The organism is Magnetospira thiophila (genome assembly GCF_054657015.1).
In genome coordinates this window covers 827684-848626 of the sequence record NZ_BAAHXF010000002.1, presented here as the reverse complement: position 1 = coordinate 848626, position 20943 = coordinate 827684, and the positions used below count along the sequence as shown (strand labels likewise).

21 protein-coding genes are annotated in these 20943 nt (G+C 60.1%); 14 read left to right on the top strand and 7 right to left on the bottom strand.

What is annotated here, in order from left to right; all coding sequences use genetic code 11:
- The first annotated feature begins 85 nt into the window (after positions 1-85).
- The 3 genes from ACYQ1P_RS13745 to paaI all read left to right on the top strand — a co-directional run bounded on the left by ACYQ1P_RS13745 (position 86) and on the right by paaI (position 2191).
- Positions 86-973, top strand: a complete 888-nt coding sequence (locus ACYQ1P_RS13745) for a phosphoribulokinase (protein ID WP_460020905.1) — start codon at positions 86-88, stop codon at positions 971-973.
- 145 nt (positions 974-1118) lie between these two features.
- Positions 1119-1754, top strand: a complete 636-nt coding sequence (locus ACYQ1P_RS13740) for a ParA family protein (protein WP_460020904.1) — start codon at positions 1119-1121, stop codon at positions 1752-1754.
- Complete coding sequence (gene paaI / locus ACYQ1P_RS13735) at positions 1751-2191, top strand: hydroxyphenylacetyl-CoA thioesterase PaaI (RefSeq protein ID WP_460020903.1); 441 nt, start codon at positions 1751-1753, stop codon at positions 2189-2191. The genes ACYQ1P_RS13740 and paaI overlap by 4 nt, the downstream gene beginning before the upstream one ends.
- A gap of 279 nt (positions 2192-2470) precedes the next feature.
- Here the strand turns inward: paaI and ACYQ1P_RS13730 are convergent, their stop codons facing one another.
- Positions 2471-2959 (bottom strand): hypothetical protein, encoded by a 489-nt coding sequence (locus ACYQ1P_RS13730; RefSeq protein ID WP_460020902.1) that lies wholly within the window; start codon positions 2957-2959, stop codon positions 2471-2473.
- An 88-nt stretch (positions 2960-3047) separates the two neighbouring features.
- Here ACYQ1P_RS13730 and ACYQ1P_RS13725 point away from each other — a divergent pair, with 88 nt between their 5' ends.
- Positions 3048-4883 carry an ABCB family ABC transporter ATP-binding protein/permease gene (locus ACYQ1P_RS13725; RefSeq protein ID WP_460020901.1) on the top strand — a complete coding sequence of 612 codons (1836 nt, stop codon included), beginning with the start codon at positions 3048-3050 and terminating at the stop codon, positions 4881-4883.
- Here the strand turns inward: ACYQ1P_RS13725 and ACYQ1P_RS13720 are convergent, their stop codons facing one another.
- A complete protein-coding gene (locus tag ACYQ1P_RS13720; RefSeq protein WP_460020900.1) occupies positions 4884-5651 on the bottom strand; it encodes an FKBP-type peptidyl-prolyl cis-trans isomerase in 768 nt (255 codons plus the stop codon).
- 194 nt (positions 5652-5845) lie between these two features.
- On the opposite strand from ACYQ1P_RS13720, the gene ACYQ1P_RS13715 reads away from it, so the two are divergent.
- The gene (locus tag ACYQ1P_RS13715; RefSeq protein ID WP_460020899.1) at positions 5846-7549 is read left to right on the top strand and encodes a sensor histidine kinase; all 1704 of its coding nucleotides are present in this window, start codon (positions 5846-5848) and stop codon (positions 7547-7549) included.
- 50 nt (positions 7550-7599) lie between these two features.
- Positions 7600-7848 (top strand): hypothetical protein, encoded by a 249-nt coding sequence (locus ACYQ1P_RS13710; RefSeq protein ID WP_460020898.1) that lies wholly within the window; start codon positions 7600-7602, stop codon positions 7846-7848.
- 20 nt (positions 7849-7868) lie between these two features.
- Here the strand turns inward: ACYQ1P_RS13710 and ACYQ1P_RS13705 are convergent, their stop codons facing one another.
- Together ACYQ1P_RS13705 and ACYQ1P_RS13700 are read right to left on the bottom strand one after the other, a co-directional pair.
- The gene (locus ACYQ1P_RS13705; protein ID WP_460020897.1) at positions 7869-8384 is read right to left on the bottom strand and encodes an adenine phosphoribosyltransferase; all 516 of its coding nucleotides are present in this window, start codon (positions 8382-8384) and stop codon (positions 7869-7871) included.
- A 92-nt stretch (positions 8385-8476) separates the two neighbouring features.
- Positions 8477-11884: a FecR domain-containing protein gene (locus tag ACYQ1P_RS13700; RefSeq protein WP_460020896.1), complete on the bottom strand. Its 3408-nt coding sequence runs from the start codon at positions 11882-11884 to the stop codon at positions 8477-8479.
- Between the two features lie 293 nt (positions 11885-12177).
- On the opposite strand from ACYQ1P_RS13700, the gene ACYQ1P_RS13695 reads away from it, so the two are divergent.
- Entirely contained in the window at positions 12178-13344 is a 1167-nt protein-coding gene (locus ACYQ1P_RS13695; RefSeq protein ID WP_460020895.1) for a M20 aminoacylase family protein, read from the top strand.
- On the opposite strand, the gene ACYQ1P_RS13690 is transcribed toward ACYQ1P_RS13695, so the two are convergent.
- A complete protein-coding gene (locus tag ACYQ1P_RS13690) occupies positions 13337-13702 on the bottom strand; it encodes a hypothetical protein (protein ID WP_460020894.1) in 366 nt (121 codons plus the stop codon). The two genes, ACYQ1P_RS13695 and ACYQ1P_RS13690, sit on opposite strands and share 8 nt — an antisense overlap.
- A gap of 263 nt (positions 13703-13965) precedes the next feature.
- Between ACYQ1P_RS13690 and ACYQ1P_RS13685 the strand changes: the two genes are divergently transcribed.
- The 6 genes from ACYQ1P_RS13685 to ACYQ1P_RS13660 all read left to right on the top strand — a co-directional run bounded on the left by ACYQ1P_RS13685 (position 13966) and on the right by ACYQ1P_RS13660 (position 17809).
- Positions 13966-14211 carry a YfhL family 4Fe-4S dicluster ferredoxin gene (locus ACYQ1P_RS13685; RefSeq protein WP_460020893.1) on the top strand — a complete coding sequence of 82 codons (246 nt, stop codon included), beginning with the start codon at positions 13966-13968 and terminating at the stop codon, positions 14209-14211.
- 124 nt (positions 14212-14335) lie between these two features.
- Positions 14336-14899, top strand: coding sequence for a UbiX family flavin prenyltransferase (locus ACYQ1P_RS13680; protein ID WP_460020892.1), 564 nt, complete (start codon positions 14336-14338; stop codon positions 14897-14899).
- Between the two features lie 59 nt (positions 14900-14958).
- Complete coding sequence (locus ACYQ1P_RS13675) at positions 14959-15447, top strand: hypothetical protein (RefSeq protein WP_460020891.1); 489 nt, start codon at positions 14959-14961, stop codon at positions 15445-15447.
- Positions 15444-16280, top strand: coding sequence for an alpha/beta hydrolase (locus ACYQ1P_RS13670; protein ID WP_460020890.1), 837 nt, complete (start codon positions 15444-15446; stop codon positions 16278-16280). Before ACYQ1P_RS13675 ends, ACYQ1P_RS13670 begins: the two co-directional genes overlap by 4 nt.
- Before the next feature lie 146 nt (positions 16281-16426).
- Positions 16427-16855: a hypothetical protein gene (locus ACYQ1P_RS13665; protein WP_460020889.1), complete on the top strand. Its 429-nt coding sequence runs from the start codon at positions 16427-16429 to the stop codon at positions 16853-16855.
- A 60-nt stretch (positions 16856-16915) separates the two neighbouring features.
- On the top strand, positions 16916-17809 hold the full coding sequence (locus ACYQ1P_RS13660) for an HAD-IIA family hydrolase (protein ID WP_460020888.1): 894 nt from the start codon (positions 16916-16918) through the stop codon (positions 17807-17809).
- Between the two features lie 24 nt (positions 17810-17833).
- On the opposite strand, the gene ACYQ1P_RS13655 is transcribed toward ACYQ1P_RS13660, so the two are convergent.
- A complete protein-coding gene (locus tag ACYQ1P_RS13655) occupies positions 17834-18358 on the bottom strand; it encodes a hypothetical protein (RefSeq protein WP_460020887.1) in 525 nt (174 codons plus the stop codon).
- 3 nt (positions 18359-18361) lie between these two features.
- Positions 18362-18850, bottom strand: a complete 489-nt coding sequence (locus tag ACYQ1P_RS13650) for a hypothetical protein (RefSeq protein WP_460020886.1) — start codon at positions 18848-18850, stop codon at positions 18362-18364.
- 200 nt (positions 18851-19050) lie between these two features.
- On the opposite strand from ACYQ1P_RS13650, the gene ilvD reads away from it, so the two are divergent.
- Positions 19051-20889, top strand: a complete 1839-nt coding sequence (gene ilvD / locus ACYQ1P_RS13645; RefSeq protein WP_460020885.1) for a dihydroxy-acid dehydratase — start codon at positions 19051-19053, stop codon at positions 20887-20889.
- Positions 20890-20943: the final 54 nt, after the last annotated feature.

The window sequence follows — 20943 nt, the reverse complement described above, 5'->3', positions numbered from 1 at the left end:
GTCTGAGTAGGGACGAGGAGCCGGGGCCGTCGTGCACCGGCCTGGAGCCAATCAGGGGAAACGTTCAAGAAAAAGGAGGACTCCAATGTCCACCAAACATCCGATTATCGCTGTTACCGGATCGTCCGGTGCGGGCACCAGTACCGTCAAGGAAGCCTTCGAGCATATTTTTCATCGGCTGAACATCACGCCCGCCGTGATTGAGGGCGATAGCTATCATCGCTACGACCGCATGGCGATGAAGGAAGCGATGAAAAAAGCCGAAGCGACGGGCAACACCCACTTCTCGCATTTCGGGGCTGAAGCCAACTTGTTCCAGGAACTGGCCAACACCTTTGAATCCTATGGCAAGACGGGCACGGCCAAGCGCCGCCTCTACCTGCACAACGACGAAGAAGCCAAGCCCTATGAGGGCCTGGGCGCTGGTCAGTTCACCCCCTGGGAAGACATTCCGACCGGAACCGATTTGATGTTCTACGAAGGCCTGCACGGCTGCGTTAAGAACGATGAGGTGGATATCGCCAGTCATGCGGATCTCAAGATCGGCGTGGTGCCGGTGATCAACCTGGAATGGATTCAGAAAATCCACCGCGACACAAAGGCGCGCGGCTATTCCGAGGAAGCGGTGATGGATACCATCATGCGCCGCATGCACGACTATGTGCATTACATCGTGCCGCAGTTCGCCCAGACCGATATCAACTTCCAGCGCGTGCCGATCGTCGATACCTCCGACCCGATCATCGCCCGCGACATCCCGACCCCCGATGAGAGTCTGGTAGTCATCCGCTTCAAGGACCCGGCCAAGTTCCGTGTGGACTTCCCGTTCCTGCTGCAAATGATCCATGATTCCTTCATGTCGCGTCGCAACTCCATCGTCGTGCCCGGTGGCAAGATGGGGCTGGCCATGGAACTGATCATTGAACCGATCCTGCGCCGCATGGTCCAGGACCGGCAAAGCCTGATGAGCTGATCGGCTCCCAGCCGCCGATCATCACCCGTTTTGGGGGGGAGGACGGGCCGCCGTGAGCTTTGAGCTCCGGTGGCCCTCCGTTTTTTTTGTCTCCTCCGATCCACCCGCTATACTCCGGTCGGGACGAGGAGGGGATGGAGTCGTCATGTTCGTTGTCGCGGTCGCCAATACCAAGGGAGGGGTGGGGAAATCCACCCTCGCCACCCATATCGCGGCGCATTTCGCCCGCTGTGGTCGGGCGACGGTGCTGGCCGACCTGGATCGCCAGAAAAGCTCCCTGGCCTGGCTCAAGCGGCGGCCCAAGGATCTGCCGCAGATCACCGGCATCAACCTGAGCAAGGGGGAGGCGAAAATCCCCAAGGGCGTTGAGCGTCTGGTGGTCGATGCCGGAGCCGCCATGCGCGGGCAGACGGTCAAGGATCTGGTCCAGCAGGCGGATTTGGTGGTCATCCCGACCCTCGCCTCGGCCTTTGACGAGGATGGCATTTTGCGCTTTCTCAAGCATCTGGACAAGGTCAAGGCGGTGCGCAAGCACAAGCGACGGGTGGCGTTCGTGGCCAACCGGGTGCGCCTGAATTCACGGGCGTTGGACCATCTGGAGGGGTTTCTCAAGTCCCAGGAATTTCCCTTGGTGACCCACTTGCGGGATACCCAGCTCTATGTCAACGCGGCCCAGGACGGCCTCAGCATTTTCGAAATGCAGAGCCCGCGTGTGCAGGCCTATGTGGACGAATGGATACCCCTGATTCAGTTGATGGCGGAAAGCGCAGGGAGAAAATGACCGAACAACAGGAAAACGACGTCCAGGCCACTGCGGAGTCCGTGGCCCGGGTCATCACCGAGGGCGACCGCATGGCGGCCCATCTGGGGATCGTACTCGATCACATCGCGCCGGGCGTTGCCCGTTGCCACATGGTGCTGCGCGAGGACATGGCCAATGCCGCCGCCGTGGGGCATGGCGGGGCGACCTTCACCCTGGCCGATGTGGCTTTCGCCTATGCCTGCAATTCCCATGGCCGCACGGCCCTGGCTACCGGAGTGTCCATCACGTTCATCGGCCCGGCGACCATCGGTGATACCCTGGTGGCCGAGGCGACGGAAATTTCAAAACGCGGCCGCAACGGTGTTTGCGATGTGCGGGTGACCAATCAGGCCGGTGAACTGGTGGCGCTGTTCAGGGGCCAATCCCTGCAACTGGATCGGCCGCTTTCCCCATAAAAAGAAATCCCCGCTCGCATGCGAACGGGGACCTCAGGTTTATTTACGGCAAGCCCTGCGTCATACCTGTGTGCGGGGTGGGGACGTGCGGGGTATGACGTTGCTTTCGCGACTTGCGTCTTTTTTTTGTAACGTAAGCGAATTGATGTGAATTTCCTAAAATTTTTATTTTATCTAGATTTGTGCTCAATTTACTGAGAATTTAGAACGAAATTTAGATAAAATTTTATCTATCTGCGCCGAGCACAGCCTGTGCGTGAGGGTGAAAATCGCCAGCGGTTACTGGTCAGGGGCGGAATAGCCGGGCCATTGGGGCCGGCTCGGGGGCGGCGAGGGTATGGGGGCGTTGGAGCCGCCCAGCCGTTGCAGGCAACGGTCCGAAGCCAGGACTCCCCGGTCCAGGTGGCGGTGGGCGCCCTCTCCATTGTTGGCGGTGGTGATGGTGGCGCGGGTGCCGAAATCTCCGGCGCTGGTGATCTCGAAAACCAGATCCGGGTCCCGGACGGGCCGCAACAGCGACTTGAGGGAAGAGGTGATTCGGTATTGCTGGCCGGGCACGAGAATTTCCGGCTGGTGGTCGGCGATGGGCCAGATTTCGTTCAGTTCCTGCATCAGGCACAGGGCGAGCTGGTCCGGGGAGCCCGGGTAGCTTTGTTCCAACGCCATTTTGTCCTGCCCCCGCACGGTGATGGGGATGGGCAACTGGGCACAGGCCGCGATCAGGCCCGTGCCGAGCGCGATGCCGAGGATGGAAATCCGAAAGTGCATGACCGACTCCTCTCGGATGCTGTCAATCTCATTCAAAGAGACTATATTTCAATGGACCCTTTAATAATTCAATAAAACGCACCCCATCGTGAAAAGTCGCAGCTTTACCAATGCCCCTCAATCCGCCGGTCAGGACCTGCGGACCATTCGCAGCACCTTGCCCTATCTGTGGCCGAGCGAATCTCCCGGCCTGAAGGTGCGCGTGGTGCTGGCTTTGCTGTTGCTGGCGGCGGGCAAGGGGACCAATGTGGTGGTGCCGCTGTTCTACAAGGGCGCGGTGGACGCCCTGTCGGACAACTCCGGCGCGGTGCTGGCCATTCCTCTGGGTATTTTGTTGGCTTACGGGGCGACACGCCTTTTGTCGCTGGTGTTCACCGAGTTGCAGCACGCGGTGTTCGTGCGGGTGACCCAGCGGGCCATTCGCAAGATGGCGCTCAAGACCTTTCGCCATTTGCATCAGCTCTCCCTGGCCTTTCATCTGGATCGTCAGACCGGTGGATTGTCGCGGGCCATTGAGCGGGGCACCAAGGCGGTCGAATTCCTGATGCGGTTCATGCTGTTTTCCGTCGGGCCGACGTTGCTGGAAATCGGTCTGGTGGTGGCCGTGATGTGGAAGCTCTACGATGTCTGGTTCGCCCTGGCGACCCTGGTGACGGTGGGCGGATTCGTGCTCTGGACCCTGCTGGTCACCGAATGGCGGATCAAGTTCCGCCGCCGCATGAACGAGACCGATCAGGAGGCCACGACGAAAGCCATCGATTCCCTGATCAACTACGAGACCGTCAAATATTTCAACAATGAAGAACATGAAGCGCACCGTTTCGACGATAGTCTGCGGTCCTATGAGGAAGCGGCGGTGCGCAGCCGGTCGTCCCTGTCGCTGCTGAATATCGGTCAGGGGGCCTTCGTGTCCGCCGGAGTGACCGGGATCATGGTCATGGCCGCCAATGGTGTGGTCGAGGGCACCATGACGGTGGGCGACTTCGTGCTGGTCAATACCTATCTGATTCAGCTCTTCCTGCCGCTGAATTTCCTCGGCTTCGTCTATCGTGAAATCAAACGCTCACTGACCGATCTGGAGGCCATGTTCCAGTTGCTGGCAGCCTCGCCGGACGTCGCCGACGCGGCGGACGCGCGACCTTTGGTCGTTTCCGCCGGGCGGGTGGATTTCGAGGCGGTGAGTTTTTCCTATGATGGGCGACGGCGGGTGTTGGATGCGGTCAGCTTCTCCATCCCGGCCGGAAAAACCGTGGCCGTGGTCGGGCAGAGCGGGGCGGGGAAATCCACCCTGTCGCGGCTGCTGTTCCGTTTCTACGACGCTGTCGAGGGGCGGGTCTGCATCGACGGCCAGGATGTGCGGACGGTAACCCAGGCTTCGGTGCGCGCCGCCATCGGCGTGGTGCCCCAGGATACGGTGCTGTTCAACGACACGATCTATTACAACATCGCCTATGGTCGCCCCGAGGCGACATTCGAGGAAGTGGAGGAGGCGGCCCGCATGGCGCATATCCATGAATTCGTGGCGGAGCTTCCCGAAGGCTATCAGACCCGAGTCGGCGAACGGGGGCTCAAACTGTCGGGCGGCGAAAAACAGCGGGTGGCCATCGCCCGCGCCCTGCTCAAGAACCCGGCCATCCTGCTGTTCGACGAGGCGACCTCATCGCTCGATACACAGACGGAAAAATTCATCCAGACCAACCTGGAGGAAGTGGCAAGGAATCGCACCACCTTGATCATCGCGCACCGGCTGTCCACGGTCATCCATGCCGACGAGATCCTGGTGCTCAAGGCCGGTCAGGTCATTGAGCGCGGCACCCATGCCGGGCTGCTGGCCCAGGACGGGGCCTATGCCCGCATGTGGCAGCGCCAGCAGGAAGTCTTACAGGCCCAGGAAGTGCTCAAGGACGCCGAGGGCCTGCTGTAGTCAGCACAGCCAGCAGCCTTCGGGCAGGGTGGCCTTGGTGACCGGCAACCCTTCCTTGATCCAGCGGGTGATGCCGTGGGTGACGTTGTGCACCTTGCCGTAGCCGACCTTCTCGCTGAGAAATTTCGATACGGCGCGGGTCCGGTTGCCGGTGCGACAGATCAGAATGATATCGTCATCCGGTCCGGCAATTTCTGACAGCTTTTTCATGAAATCAGGGTTTTGTTTGCCCTTCTTGTCAAAAAAGGTGAGCAGGTGGCTGCCCGCAACAACGCCGGTTTTCTGCCATTCCTCGGGGCGGCGGATATCAACGATCTTGACCCCCCTGGTGAGCAGACCCATGAGCTGCGGATTGTCGATATTGCTGTACTTGGGCGGCGTGACCGCCAACAGTTCCACTTCGAATTTCAGTGTCGCGTTGGGCGGAATGACGCCGCCGGCCCCGCGTTTGCCGTATCCCAACTCCGGCGGAATAATCAGCTCTCGTTTCCCGCCAACCTTCATGCCTTCGACGCCCATTTCCCAGCCCGGAATGACGTTGCCGCCGCCCAGGGAGAAGGTGAAAGGCTTGTCTCGGTCGAGGCTGGAATCGAACTTGCTGCCGTCCATCAGCCAACCGGTATAGTGGACGGTCACATCGCTGCCCATTTCCGCCACCGCCCCGGTTCCGGGGACGAGATCGGTGACGCGCAGGGACTCGGCCGCCAGGGTGGGCAGGGGAAGCAGCGCCAGGGCGAGCAGAAAAAATGACAAACGCAGGATGGGCACGGGGAAGTCTCCTTTGAGGTTGCTCCCTGTGTTTAGCCTAAAAGTCTGAACAGGGGGAATCACGATGGGGTGAAGCGCATGTTTATCCGTTCGGGAGCGCGTGAGACATAGCGACATCAATAGGGGCTATGCTATGGTTCGGGAAACCCGGACGGGTCGATTAAAGCGCCGAAAGGAATTGCGAGCCTTTGCCCATGGAAAAACTCCACGATCTTGTGGCCTCGCACGAGGACTGGCTCCTGCAAAGAATCCTCGATTACGCCAGGGACCATGGCTATGCGGAGGATGCTTCGACCCTGGTCGAGGCCTGGCGGGCCTCCGTATGTGGGATATCCAGTCCGTTCCTGGAGAGTCTTGCCGCATCGAGTCCGCCTATGGATTTGCGGGCCGATATGGATTTCGCGACCGTTCCAGCCGCTGCCTACGGTATTGAAGCGGCGGCAAAACATCGGGTGCGCGGCGTTTCCCTGCCGCAATTTCTGGGACTGATGAAATACTACCGGCGCGCCTATCTGGATCTGATCTGGGAAAAAGGGGGCTTCGACCCGCAGGCGCTGCCTCTGGCTATTGGGTTGACGGACCGTTTTTTCGATGCCGTTGAAATGGGCTTCGTCAGCGCCTGGAGCAGTGAGGACCTGGATCAGGTACACCAGGATCTACAGGCGGAGAACCGTCGCCTCGCCAACGAGAAGAACTATTTCCTGAGCATATTCGAAAGCCTGACCCTGCCGGTGATTCTGATCGGCGATGACGGCGTAATCAGCAACATGAACGTGGCGTCGCACGATCTGTTCGTCGGCCCGGCGGTTCCCGGGGCGGTCTATTACGGCGAAGGGGACATGCCCTACCTGTCGGAAGACCTGTTGCAGTTCATCCGGGAAATGGAGGAGGAAGGGCGCTACGAGCGCATCCTGCGGACCCGGCACGGCATTCGTCAGTTCGAAATTTCGATGCTTCACCTGCTTGATGTGAGCGGCAAGTTCAAAAATTCCGTGCTCATTTTCGTCGATGTGACGGAGCGTATGGAGGCCTCCGAGGACCTGTTGCGCAACAAGGACCGGCTGGCGGATCTGGTGGCCATGCGCACGGCGGAGACGACCTCGGCCCAGGTCAGATTGCACGAGGCCATCGCCGAGCGAAAGGCGGTGGAGGAAAGCCTGCAAAAGACCATTGATCAATTGACCAAGTCCAATACCGAACTGGAGCGCTTCGCCAATTTCGCGTCCCATGATCTGAAGGAATCGGCACGTCTGGTGGCCAGCTACTCGCAGCTTTTGGCGCGCCGACTGCAAGATAGTCTCGACGACCAGACGCGCGAGTTCCTGGATTTCCTGACCGAAAGCGGCAAGCGCATGAGTCAGCAGGTCGAGGATCTTTTGTCCTATTCCCGCACCCAGGCCCGCGTGCATCCTTTCGGCAAGGTGGATTCCACCCATATCGTCGAGGCCGCCGTGGCCAATCTGGAAACTTATATCCGCGAAACGGATGTCCAGTTGGAAGTCGACGACCTGCCGCATGTCTGGTGCGACGAGTTCCAAATTCAGGAAGTGTTCCAGCACCTGATCGGCAATGCGATCAAGTTTCGCGCCCCCGACCGTCAGCCCCTTGTGCACATCAGTTGCGACGCGGGTGCGGAAGAGGCGGTGTTCAGGGTCGAAGACAACGGAATCGGAATCGATCCGCAGTACGCCGAGCAGATATTTGTTATTTTTAAACGATTGCACACCAAAGATAAGTATCCGGGAAGCGGCATCGGTTTGGCCATGTGCAAGCGGATCATCGAGCGCCATGGTGGTCGGATCTGGATGGATTCTGTTCCTGAAAAGGGATCGCGTTTTCACTTCACGCTGCCACTGGCCGGACGAGGCAAGGGACGTTCCACAATCGGGGCCGGTTGACGGGGGCACGTTTCGGCGGCGGACTCGAACGGGTGGGCAAAGGAGAAACTATGGACGACCAGCTTTATTGTGACGGAATCGAAGACGTCTACTTCGTGGGGGGGATGGTCCGGATCGACCTGTTCACCTATTCGCCCTCGGAACGGGATGCGGAGGGGCGGCCAAAGCCGATTTTCAAGCAACAACTGGTGCTGTCGCCCCGGGCTTTCGCCCAGAGCTTCGCCATGCAGGAGCGGATGATGCGCACCCTTACCGAGCGGGGCGTGGTGGAACCGCTGAGTCGTCCCGACAAAAAATAGTCGGATTTGATCCGCCCGTCTCAGTCGTCGTAGGACATCAGAGCCTCGAACGGCACGTCGATCCTTTCCCGGCCCTTGAGTGCCGTCAGTTCGATCATGCAGGCCGCGCCGACGGGCTTTCCGCCCACATGTTTGATCAGCTCGATCGACGCATGCATGGTGCCGCCGGTGGCCATCAGGTCATCGACAATGACCACCCGCTGCCCCGGGGCAATGAGGTCATCGACGATTTCGATGGTGTCCGAGCCATATTCCAGATCATAGGAATAGGAGGACGTCGAGCCGGGAAGCTTGCCCGGTTTGCGCAGCATGACAAAGCCGCAACCCAGCTTGAGCGCCAGCGGCGCGGCGGTCAGGAAGCCCCGGGATTCGATCCCGGCCAGGATATCAGGTTGCCAGTAGGAAACGATTTTGGCCATGCGCCCCATGGCCACCTGCCAGGCATCCGGGTGAGCCAGCAGAGTCGAGATGTCATAGAACAAAATCCCCGGCTTGGGGAAATCGGGCACGCCTCGGATATATTCCTTGAGATTCATGGGGTCCTCGTCTCCGCCGAACAAAATAATCGTTGGCGAAGACCATAAGCAATAATGATCGGGAAGGAAAGCCCGGGAGCGGGGGTGGTCGGTCAGGCGACCGTGATGTGGCTCGCATCCATGTGGATCGACGTGCCATCCTCGCTGCGAATGGTCGCCAGCTGGGAATAGGATGCGGCACTCGTCGCATTGGATTGGGCCATCCAGAGCTGGCCCTGAGAATCGCCGCTGGTGTTGAAATACACGAAGACCGCCCGGTCATCATCGACCAGGACAGAATTTCCATCGGTCATCGCGGCCAGGGCTTCGTTCAGGTTATGGGCCTGATCGGCATAGAAGAAGTTGCCCATGTTGTCGGCGCCGGATACGTCGAAGAGATCCTTGAGGTGGCCATCATCCAGATGCAGGTCAAGGCTGGAGATCTGACTCTCGCTGTCATCTCCCAACAGCAGACGGATGGAGTCGAAGCCGTCGTTGTCGCCAAAGCCGAGCAGGGTATCCACGCCATCAGTACCGATGCTGGCGACCAGATAGCCATAGGCGTCGTCGCCCTCACCACCTTGAAGGATATCCCGACCCCTGCCGCCAATCAGCAGGTCGTCGCCGAGGCTTCCGGTGATCACGTCATTGCCCGCACCGCCGTCGATGGAGGCAATGTTGACCAGTTGGGTGGCGCTGAAATCGAGAACGTTGTTGGTGCCGTCGCCCTGGATGACGTTATGGCCCGCGCCGCCGTCAATCACCTCGACCCCGTCCAGGGATTTCAGGCCGATGACGTCGTCGCCGTCGCCACCAAGGATAGTGTCGGAGCCGGCACCCCCGGTGATGCGGTCATAGCCATTGTCGGTGCCCAGGAACAGGAACTGGTCATTGCCCAGGCCGCCGTCAAGATCATCGTTACCCCGACCGCCGACGAGCACGTCATCGCCGGCGCTTCCGATGATGACGTCATTGCCCGTGCCGCCGTCGATGGAAGCCACATTGAAAATTTCGGTGTTGCTGAAATCAAGCCGATTGTTGGTCCCGTCGCCCAGGATGACGTTATAGCCCGCGCCGCCGTCGATCACCTCGACCCCGTCCAGGGATTTCAGGCCCAGGGTATCATCCCCATCGCCACCGAGCAGCGTGTCGGAGCCCAGGCCGCCGGTCAGGAAATCAAATCCGTCGTTCGCGCCGCTGACCAGGAACTGATCATCGCCGACGCCGCCATCAAGCCAGTCGTTGCCGGCTCCGCCGATCAGGGTGTCATCACCGGCTGCACCATTGACGGTGTCATTGCCAAGTCCACCTATCAGGGTATCGTCCCCGGCGGCTCCATTAACCACGTCGTTGCTGTTGGTGCCGGTAACGGAAACCGGGATCAGGCTGCCGTACTGGGCAATATTGGCCTCCAGGCTGTCGGCGATGCCTTCCAGACTGGCAAAGCCGCCCGAGGCGCTGGCCGCGATTTCCTGGGTCAAGGTTCCCTGGATGTAGCCATTGGCCTCGGCCAGACTGTTCAGGAAATCTTCGCTGGACAAATTGCTGACATGGGCATTGGCCGCCGCCAGCAAGTTGGCCAGATTGGCACTTCCTTCACCGGTGATTCCAGCGTAGCCAAGCAAGGATTGCATGGTCGAAGCTTGGGTCATGTCAACGACCGTGCTCTGCCCGTTGATCAACTGGGCCAGGGCATTGAACGCGTTGTCCAGACTGCCGCCGGTTGCCGCTTCCAATTGCAGGACGGTATTCATGACTATCGCCGAGCTGGCCATCAGCCCGATATTGCCGTTGGCGACCTCCGCCTGCGGGTCCAGGGTCAGCAACGTGCCGTCGGTCAACCCGAAGGCTGCCGCGATTTCCGTCTGAGCCTCAAGGGCCGTCAAGCCGGTGATATCCATATAGCTATTGATCAAGGTGGTGATCGAAGTGACGATGGTCGCCCCGGCCGGCGCGGTCAAGGTATCGTTAAAAGGCAGATTGGTCAGCGTGTCATAGGCTCCGGGCAGCGCCTCGGCGATGATCTCGCCGGTGGAACCCGCCGCCAAATGGTAGGCTCCGTCGGCGCCGGTGACATACATCTGCTCATCGCCGGCATCGTACAGACCGTTGCCGTTCAGGTCATCCCAAACCCCGTCGCCGTCATTGTCGGCGAAAACCCGCATGTTGGCGATATAGCCATCGACCACATGCCCATCCAAGGGACCGGCGGGGGTGACGTCCGGAACCTCATTGGCAGCAACTTGCGATTCTTCCCGATCATCGCCACCATTGGTGGACGATGAGCCGCTCCCCGACGAACCCGTGTTCTGGGAGCCGGTATCGATGCTTTCGACAAGCCTGATATTGGTTGTCGGATCTTCGTCCGTGGCCCCCAGATTATTACCGCTGAAGGGATCGGGGGTCACGGAACCGCTGCCGGGAACGCTCTGCGGCGTGCCGCCCGCCGCAGTGTCGAAATCCGCCAAAAAGTCGGGGTTGAAATCCGCTTCGGGATCGCCAAACAGAAGGCTGCCGTCGGACAACAAGGTGACCCGGAAGCCGAGTATGGACTCCACCCGGCTCAGGGCGTCGCGAATGGCGGATTCCAGAATTTGCGCGTCGGCGGCCAACTTATCGGCTTCCGATTCGGCAGCCTGGGCCAATCTGAGAGCCTCTTCGGTGCCTTCCTGGTCGGCCAGGGCGCGGGCGTCGTCCGCCGCCTGACGGGCGGCCTGGGCCGCTTCCCGCAGGGCCGTCAGTTCGTTGATCTGGTCCAGCACCTGTTCTTCGAGGGTGCGGGGCAGGGTCGCGGTGATCAGGTCGACCAGCGCCTGAATCTGTTCCGGCGTCAATTGGATCAGTTCGGGGGTGGCGCTTTCGGACGGCGACCATTGCCAGCCGGCACCGCTGCTGTTGATGGTGCCGAGCATCTCGCCATCCGGCGACATGAGCACGATTTCGCCCACCGATTCGCCCTGCAGGGTGGTTTCCGGCAGGTTGATGACGCGGATATTGTCGCCATCGGTTTCCATATAAACCTTGGTGCCGCGGATGCCGATGGTGGCCACGGGGGTCTTCACCATCATGGCGTCCTGGCCGAACTTGGCAATTTGTCCGGAGACGAATGTCGCGGCACCAGAGAGCAGCGAGAAGGCCGCGCTCCCTTCCTCGGCACCGGGATCGTAAATCATCTCGTCGAGCACCATGCGGCCGTTCTCGGACAGCGAAAACACCGACTGGTCGGCCAGCACGATGCCGACGGAACCGCCGTCGCTGGTTTCCAGAAGGTCGCCCTGGAAAACCGGGTCTCCAGCCTGCAATTGAGCCTGCGATCCATCGGCGCGGGTGACCGTGACCTCGCCCTGAAGTTCATCGACGCGACCGATGGCCTCGCCGGTGGCGGCCTGGGCCAATTGGGGATTTTCGGACGAGGCGGGAGCGGCGGGCGACTCGAGGGATGAGTCCGCCCCGGACGCCGCAGAAACCTGCGATGCGGCATTTTCAGTCTGTGGTGCGGTGATCTGCTCCACGTTGGCCATCGCTACCTAAAACCTCATCTCATTGGTTTAACTTGCAAAAAAATCTACTTCAGTCGCCTCTATCAACCATTCTCAGGCCATATTGAACCCTAACAACCCGTTTGGCTGTGATGGTCCGCACAGTCTGCTAAAACAAGCAATCTTTAATGTACATTACTTCATTGTCCATAATGCCTGATTTGACGTCTTTTTTCGAGAGGAATTATCAACGCACTTTCCGCCTCTAAGCATTGCGAGGCTTTGCAGGCTTCCCCGGGAGGGGTTAGCATGGAAAAAATGCGCGAGGAGGGGACATGGCGGTTTATCCGGAGATTGCATCCATGCATCAAGACATGGTGGTCTGGCGACGGGATATCCATGCCCACCCGGAAACCGCCTTCGAGGAGTTTCGGACCTCGGAGATGGTGGCCCGGCTGTTGGAAAACTGGGGCATTGAAGTGACGCGGGGGCTCGCCGGAACCGGCGTCGTCGGCACCCTGCGCCAGGGCACGGGACCGGCCATCGGGCTGCGGGCGGACATGGATGCGCTGCACGGTCATGAAGCCACCGGCGCGGCCTATCAATCTGTGCATGTGGGGAAAATGCACGCCTGCGGACACGACGGCCATACGGCCATGCTGCTTGGGGCGGCGCGCTATCTGGCAGCCAGCCGCAAGTTCCGGGGCACGGTGCATTTCATTTTCCAACCGGCGGAGGAGAACGAAGGGGGCGGGCGGCGCATGGTCGAAGAGGGCCTGTTCGAGCGCTTTCCCATGGCATCCGTCTATGGCATGCACAACTGGCCCGGGGCACCCGAGGGCGTCTTCGGCGTCCGTTCGGGGCCGGTGATGGCTTCTTTTGATGTGTTCGAGGCGGTGGTGATTGGTCGCGGTGCCCATGGGGCCATGCCGCATTTGAGCATTGATCCGGTGCTGATCGCCTCGCGCATGGTCTGTGCCTGGCAGGGGGTGGTGGCGCGCACGGTCGACCCCCTGGATTCGGCGGTGGTCAGCGTCACCCAGTTCCATGCCGGAGACACCTGGAACGTCATTCCTGAACGGGCCATGCTGCGGGGCACCGTGCGTTCGTTTCGACCCGAGGTGCGCGATCACCTGGAACAGACCCTGCGCCGGATGGCCGAGGGAATCTGCGTTGGCGCCGGGGCGTCGCTGGAATGGTGCTATGACCGGCGCTATCCGGCCACGGTCAACCATGAGAAAGAGAGCGCCATCGCGGCGCAGGCTGCAGCGCGGGTGGTTGGCGCGGAAAATGTGGACCGGAATATTCCGGCCAGCATGGGCAGCGAGGATTTTGCTTTCATGCTCAATCAGCGCCCGGGCTGCTATATCCGCCTGGGCAACGGTCCCGGTCGGGACGGCTGCATGCTGCACAACCCAGGCTACGACTTCAACGACAATATCCTGAGCACCGGGGCCAGTTATTGGGCGGCGCTGGTCGAGGGGGAGTTGTCACTCAGTTGATATGTCGGGAACTGCGGTCGTCCGATGCCAGATAGGTCAATTCTTCGCGATTGATTTCGACGCCCCAAATTTCTGGATGACGAACGGCCAGCCACAGCACGCACTGACTGATGATCTGCTGATTGTCTTCCTTGAGGGCATTGTGGATGGTCGGGCCGATGATCCCCAGTCGGGGGTCGGCCCCCGGGGGAATGTCCAGGGCCTCGAAGGTCCGGGCGCAGGTTTCGTCGAGCAATTGTTCGACACGGCTCAATTTGGTCAGCCGGAAATCCGTCAGCACCTCGATGCTATAAATGACAGGGATTTCCTCGCCGTCGCGAAAAATTTCAAAAGCCAGTTTGTCGAAACTCGGTTTCATTGCCTTCTCCGTTTTTACCAGTATACCCTGGGAAAGGCCGGATGGACAGGAAGGGGAAAATCCGGGTCTTGCCAAAAGCGCAATATTAGAGATATAGTGTAACGGCTCGGCGCGGTGGGCCTGTGCTTGGCCTGTGTCCTTGACAGCCGTTCAGGGGCGCTTTACGGGTGTGGAAAATCCTCGGGCCTGGGTTTTGGCGGTATGCCGGAGCCTGGGAAGTGATCAATCGCCATATGGGTATGACCGATAGGAGTCTGTGAAAAATGGCCCTGATAATCAATGAAGACTGCACCAACTGTGACGCCTGCGTCCCCGTTTGCCCCAACGAGGCGATCACCGAGGGCGACGTGATTTACGAAATCGACCCGGACCGCTGCACCGAATGCGTGGGGGCCGAGGACGAACCCCAGTGCGAACTGGTATGCCCGGCGGATTGTATTTTCCCCGATCCGGCGCATGAGGAAACCCAAGAGCAGCTCATGGCCAAATACGAGGCCCTGCACGCTTGAGCGCGGGGCGTTTCGACGTCCCCTGGCGGCGGGCCTGGCCCGCCGTTTTTATTTGCCCCCATCTTCCTCTTGTCTGGAGCCCCGTCCCGCCCCATGTTGGCGGGGAACGGTGAAGGGATGAGCCATGACCCTGCCTCTGGTGGTCGGCATTTCCGGTGCGTCGGGCGCGATTTACGGCGTCGAGACGCTGCGCGCCCTGCGTCGGGCCGCGGTGCCGGTGCATTTGATCATAAGCGGGGCCGCCCTGCGTACCCTGGAAATCGAGACGGATCTGCGGGCCGAGGATCTGTTGTCGCTGGCCGATCATTGCCACGAGGCCAGCGACATGGCGGCGCCGGTGGCCAGCGGCTCCTTTCTGACCCGGGGCATGATCGTCGTGCCTTGTTCCATCAAGACCCTGTCGGGGATCGCCCATTCCTATACGGATACGCTTCTGGTGCGGGCCGCCGATGTGTGTCTGAAGGAGCGTCGTCGCCTGCTGCTGATGGTCCGCGAGACTCCCTTGCATCAAGGACATCTGGAGATGATGGCCAGGGTGGCCGGATTGGGGGCGACCATTTTGCCTCCCATTCCGGCCTTTTATCATCGTCCCCGGAGCATCGAGGATATCGTGCGGCAAAGCGTCGGCAAGGCCCTTGATCAGTTTCAGATTGAACACGATCTGTTTGAACGTTGGACCGGTGCATAACTCGATGCACGGCAATTTGTCATATTGCCTGCGGATTTGTGACGGATTAAATAGACATCATGGAAAACAAAGAGTTGCTTTGGCTGTTGGGAGCCGCCGTGTTTTGGGCAGTGGCCGGGGTCGCGCTGTTGATCCTGACCGCTGGCTGTTCCCTGCCGCCCCCATATGTGTACAAGCAGGGGGAATTTGATCGGGCGAGCGCGAGCTTCAACAAGCCGCTGGATGTGCATCCTGGTGTGGTGGTTTGCTACAACGAGAATTCCACCACGCCCAGCGAGGTCCGCAAGCTGGCCCAGCAGGCCTGCGCCACCGAAGGGGGGAAGGCGGCTTTTGTCACCCACGTCTATGACAAATGTCCGGCCTTGCTGATCTCGGGGGCTCATTTCTCCTGCGGGTTCTCCCAGCAGGCCGACGGGGAAGAGAATCTGGACGATCCGACAGCGGTGGTCCCAAGCCTCACAGAATCGGCAGCTCGCCGCGACCCGCAAGGTTACCCTGCCACACCCAGCGCCATCTACGACATGCATTACCAATCTCCCGCCCAATGATCGGCGGCAATGGGCCGGGGGTGTTTCTGGCGCTGGCCGCCCTTGCCTATGGGCTTTTCGTCGGTTTGTTGTATGTGTTTCAACGCGGTCTTATGTATCACCCTGGGCCGCAATACACCGTTCCCGAGGCCGTTCCCGGCCATCCCATGCGGACGGTCGTTCTGACCACCGAAGACGGATTGAGCCTCCAGTCCTGGTATGCGCCCGCTGCGCCGGGGCAGGCGACGCTGGTCTATTTTCACGGCAATGCCGGCAGCCTTGACGGACGACTCGACAAGGTAATGCCCTTTTTGCAAGCCGGATACGGGATGTTGCTGGTCGCCTACCGGGGATACAACGGCAATCCGGGGACACCCGACGAGGCTGGTCTTTATGCGGATGGCCGCGCCGCGCTGGATTTTCTGAAGGGGCAGGGGAGCGCGCCCGGGGACTGGGTGCTTTATGGCGAATCCCTGGGCACCGGCATCGCCAGCAAAATGGCGGCTGAGTTGGCGGCGGCGGGGACGGCGGTCCGGGCGGTGATCCTGGAAGCCCCCTTCACCTCCATGGCGGCGGCGGCGCAGGATCACTATTTTTATCTGCCGGCCCGCTGGCTGGTGCGGGATCGCTACGACAGCCTGTCCCGTATTGCGCAGATCAACAGCCCGCTTTTGATCTTGCACGGGCATCTCGATCAGACTATTTCGATCAAACTGGGACGCCAATTGCTGGCTGCGGCGGCGGCACCCAAGAGGATGGAAGAATTTCCCCAGGCCGGTCACAATGACCTGTTCGACCATGGCGCGGCATCGGTGGTGCTGGACTTCCTAAAAGTCTACTCCCGCGTAAATTAGAGATGTGGATTTCGATCAACGGTTGGAAGAACCTTTCCAAATCGTAATGAATCAGCTATAATCAATTCGTGAGACTCTACATTGGCTCCGGGTCTTTATGTGTAGAATCGGGGTCCATGGTGAAATAATCTAGTGGAAACAATGTGATGGCCAATGTGCCGCGACTTCAGAGCCTGCAACCGAACGCCGTGAACGGCGCGCGGCCCGGCGCGAGTCCGGGGCAGGCTATGGGTTTGCCCGCCGAGGCGGTGGAGCAGATTAGTGGTCGTGGGGCCGTTGGTTCGGGCTCGCAGGATCTGCGTTTCAAGGATTATGCCCGCCAGGAACAGACCCAGCAGCGCCGCAAGCGTCTGCCGGAACCGCAAGGGGCTTTTGTTTCTCGGGCACCGGAGACGTTTTCCGCGCTGATCCGGGCGCAGGAAGACCATTCCACCGGCGAGCATAGTGCACAGCGAACCGAAACCGCGCCGTTCGGGGCCTACCTGAGCCGCGGCGTCGGCAGCTACGATTTTGCACAGCGGGTGGTCACCGACACCCTGACGGACCGGGGCAACACCCTTTCCCTGGTCTACTGATTTTCCAATTCATCGTCATGTCGCTTCCAATGGAGCCGCTGTCCCGTCTATAAGCGGGCCATGATCGCTATTGAGTTTCCCACCGCCTGGCGGACCTATTGCGCCGCGTCCTGGTATCCGGCTTGCCCGTCGCCGACCGTGCCGGTGCCGGTGTCCGGAGTGTTGGACGCGGTGGATCAAAGCGGTGCCCGGGTCGTCCTCCTTGATGCCTACGGGGTGCTGCATCAGGGCGGCGCGGGATTTCCTTGGGCACAGGCGGCCTTTGCCCGATTGCGTGAGCGGGATGTGGCGCTGTTGATCCTGACCAACGACGCCTCGGGGGACAAGCTGGCCATCGCCGAGCGCAACACTGCACGCGGTTTTCCGGTGACCCCCAGAGAGATCATCGCCGGGGTGGATCTGTTGCCGAGTCTCCTGGCCGAACGACCGCTGAATTGGGGCGTGGTCGGTAGTTGGAGCGTGCCTTTTCCCGATCTCATGGGGCATTTGCCGCGTTTGGACGAGCGTCTTGAACCCTGGGACGAGGTTGAAGGACTGATTTTACTCGATACGGACACCTGGACCGCCCGCTTGCAGCACAATCTGAGGGCCACCTTGCAAAAATCACCGCGCCCGCTGGTGATCTGCAATCCCGACGTGGCCTGCCCCTACGAGGGTGGGGTGATCTCCGCCGAGCCTGGCTATTTCGTCCATCAGGCCTATCCCGAGGGCGATATCACCTTCCTCGGCAAGCCCTTTGCCGGAGTCTATGAGCGGGCCGCCGCCCTGTTTCCCGACGTGCCCCGGTCGCGCTTTCTGGCCGTCGGCGACAGCCCCCACACCGACGTGCTGGGGGCGCGGGCCGCCGGGATGCGGGCGCTATTGGTGCAAACCGGATTCACCGCCGGACAGCCCCTGCTTAACTTATTCGAGGAAAGCGGCATCTGGCCCGATTTCGTGGCCCCGCGTTTATAGGCGGGAACAGGCGCTTTCGCCGTTCTACGGATTATTTCCTGAGAACGCGTTGGAATCCTTCAAGCATATGCGCATGATCGAAAGCATTTCCGTTTCGCCTGGATTATTCACCGTTTTCCCCGAGAGTGTAATTTCTTCCCAGGCTCGCCCTTGACCAATACCCTTTCCCCGGCACCAGATCTTGACGGAGACCATGCGTTCGTCCTCGGACACCGTGGCGTTGCCATAGCCGCCGTTACTTGAAGATATCTCTTTCACGCGAACGGACTCGGGAACGATTCGCTTTCCGATGGAGGGCACGAAGGAAACAACAGCCGTCTCATCGTGCCGGATCTCATGGGGCGGGAACCCACCCACTCCGGCAGAATCGCATAGAACCTTGCCGCGCTGTTCGAAAGTTTCCTCTGATTTCAAGGTTGCCAGACCCCGCGATATGCATATTTCGATGGCCCCGCCATCTTGTGCCGAAGCCGAAATGGGGGTGGATGTCACGGACAGTCCGCCAAGGAACGAGACCAGAGCAAGGGTAATAATGTTATGCCTGTCCATCAATCAGTCCTCCTGGGGCTTCGTGATCATTGGCTGCGGCGCGTTGTCACTCGGGGCAACGGGTGAGGAATTGTTCTCTCCCGATTGCGACGGCGAAATATAACTCTTGAGGGTATATCCAACTATTGTGCCCACTAAGCCGATGAGTGCCATTCGGAAATCATTACTGGAGGTGCTGACGGCCATGGTGAGAACGAAGGGGGTGACGATCACCACCACCAGGGCCTGAAAAATGGTCTCCTCAGATTGCAGGGCTTTCATGCGGATGATGAGGAAGAGGAACATCAGGACCATCAGAACCATTAATCCGCCGACAATGTAGGGTGTGAAATAGGCCTGTACGGCAAGATTGTTTGACATATCCGCGTCTTGAATCGTCTTGGCGATCGCTGATTCAATCCAATCTTTCAAGGCATAGATCTGATCTGACTGGGCATCGGCAAAAATGTCGCTAATTTTCTGTTCGAGGTCGTCCGGGGTGTATTGGCTCATGCTGCCACCTTCATTTCACGTACAGTTGAACGCGGTTCAGATTTTAAGACCTTTATATTTTTTAGTGCAATAAAATCTTTAATGCAGAATATGATAGTATTCAATGTAACGGGAATTGCCACTTTGATCCGGCGTCGGAAGCGTATAAAAATGACCTGCCCGATCCTGGGTGACGCTCAGAACTAGCCAAGGTAATTGTCATGCCCGCCTATCGTTCCCGCACCTCCACCCATGGCCGCAACATGGCCGGTGCCCGTGCCCTGTGGCGCGCCACTGGCATGAAGGATGGCGATTTCGGCAAGCCGATCATTGCCGTGGCCAATTCCTTCACCCAGTTCGTGCCCGGACATGTGCATCTGAAGGACCTGGGGCAGTTGGTCGCCGGGGAGATCGAGAAGGCGGGCGGTATCGCCAAGGAATTCAATACCATCGCCGTGGATGACGGGATCGCCATGGGGCATAGCGGGATGCTCTATTCGCTGCCCAGCCGCGAGTTGATCGCCGATGCGGTGGAATATATGGTCAACGCCCATTGCGCCGACGCCCTGGTCTGTATCTCCAACTGCGACAAAATCACGCCGGGCATGTTGATGGCGGCCATGCGACTCAACATTCCGGCTACTTTCATCTCCGGTGGGCCGATGGAGGCGGGCAAGCATGTGCAGGCCGACGGCTCCACCCAGGCGGTGGATCTGATCGACGCCATGATGCACGCGGTCAAGCCCGATACCACCGATGCCGAGGCCGAAGCCTATGAGCGGTCGGCCTGTCCGACCTGCGGCTCCTGTTCCGGCATGTTCACCGCCAATTCCATGAACTGTCTGGCCGAGGCTATCGGGCTGGCGCTGCCGGGCAACGGCTCCTTGCTGGCCACCCATGCCGACCGGGAAGCCCTGTTCCGCGAGGCCGGGCGGCGGATCGTCGATCTGGCGAAACGCTATTACGAACAGGACGACGCGCGGGTGTTGCCTCGCTCCATCGCCGCCTTCGAAGGATTCGAGAACGCCATGTGCGTCGATATCGCCATGGGCGGTTCAACCAACACGGTGCTGCATCTGCTGGCCGTGGCCCAGGAGGGCGGGGTGGATTTCACTATGAAGGACATGGACCGGCTGTCGCGCCGGGTGCCGCACCTGTGCAAGGTGGCCCCCTCGACGCCCGACTACCACATGGAAGACGTGCACCGGGCCGGGGGCATTTTCGCCATTCTCGGCGAGTTGGATCGCGGCGGTCTGATCCATCGGCATCTGCCCACCGTGCACGCCGAAACCATGGGTGCGGCCATCGACCAGTGGGATGTCAAACGGACGACCAGCAATTCGGTCAAGACCTTCTATTGCGCCGCGCCGGGCGGCGTGCCGACTCAGACCGCCTTCAGTCAGGGCAACCGCTACGACGATCTGGATCTGGATCGGACGGCGGGCTGTGTCCGCGACATGGAGCATGCCTATACCCGCGAGGGCGGCCTGGCGGTGCTGTACGGCAATCTGGCCGAGGACGGCTGCGTGGTCAAAACCGCCGGAGTCGATGAAAGCATCTTCAGGTTCTCAGGCCCGGCGGTGGTCTGCGAGAGCCAGGAAGAGGCGGTGGCCAAGATCCTCGGCGGCGAGGTCAAGGCCGGCGACGTGGTCATCGTGCGCTACGAAGGCCCCAAGGGCGGACCAGGGATGCAGGAAATGCTCTATCCGACCACCTACATCAAATCCATGGGCCTGGGCAAAGCCTGCGCCCTGATCACCGACGGTCGTTTTTCTGGCGGCACGGCGGGTCTGTCCATCGGCCATGTCTCCCCGGAGGCGGCGGAAGGCGGCACCATTGGGTTGGTCGAAACGGGAGACATGATCGAGATCGACATTCCGGCCCGTTCCATCCGCCTTAAAGTGGATGAGGCCACCCTGGCTCAACGTCGCGCGGCGCTGGGAGCTTTCAAGCCCAAGAACCGTGACCGCCAGGTCAGCCCGGCCCTGCGTGCCTACGCTGCTATGACCACTTCTGCGGCGCGCGGCGCGGTACGCGATGTGAGCCAGGTGGAAAAATAGAGGCAGGGTGATTTCGGAGCCGTTTTGCGCTAAACTGGAGTCAGTGGTGATACT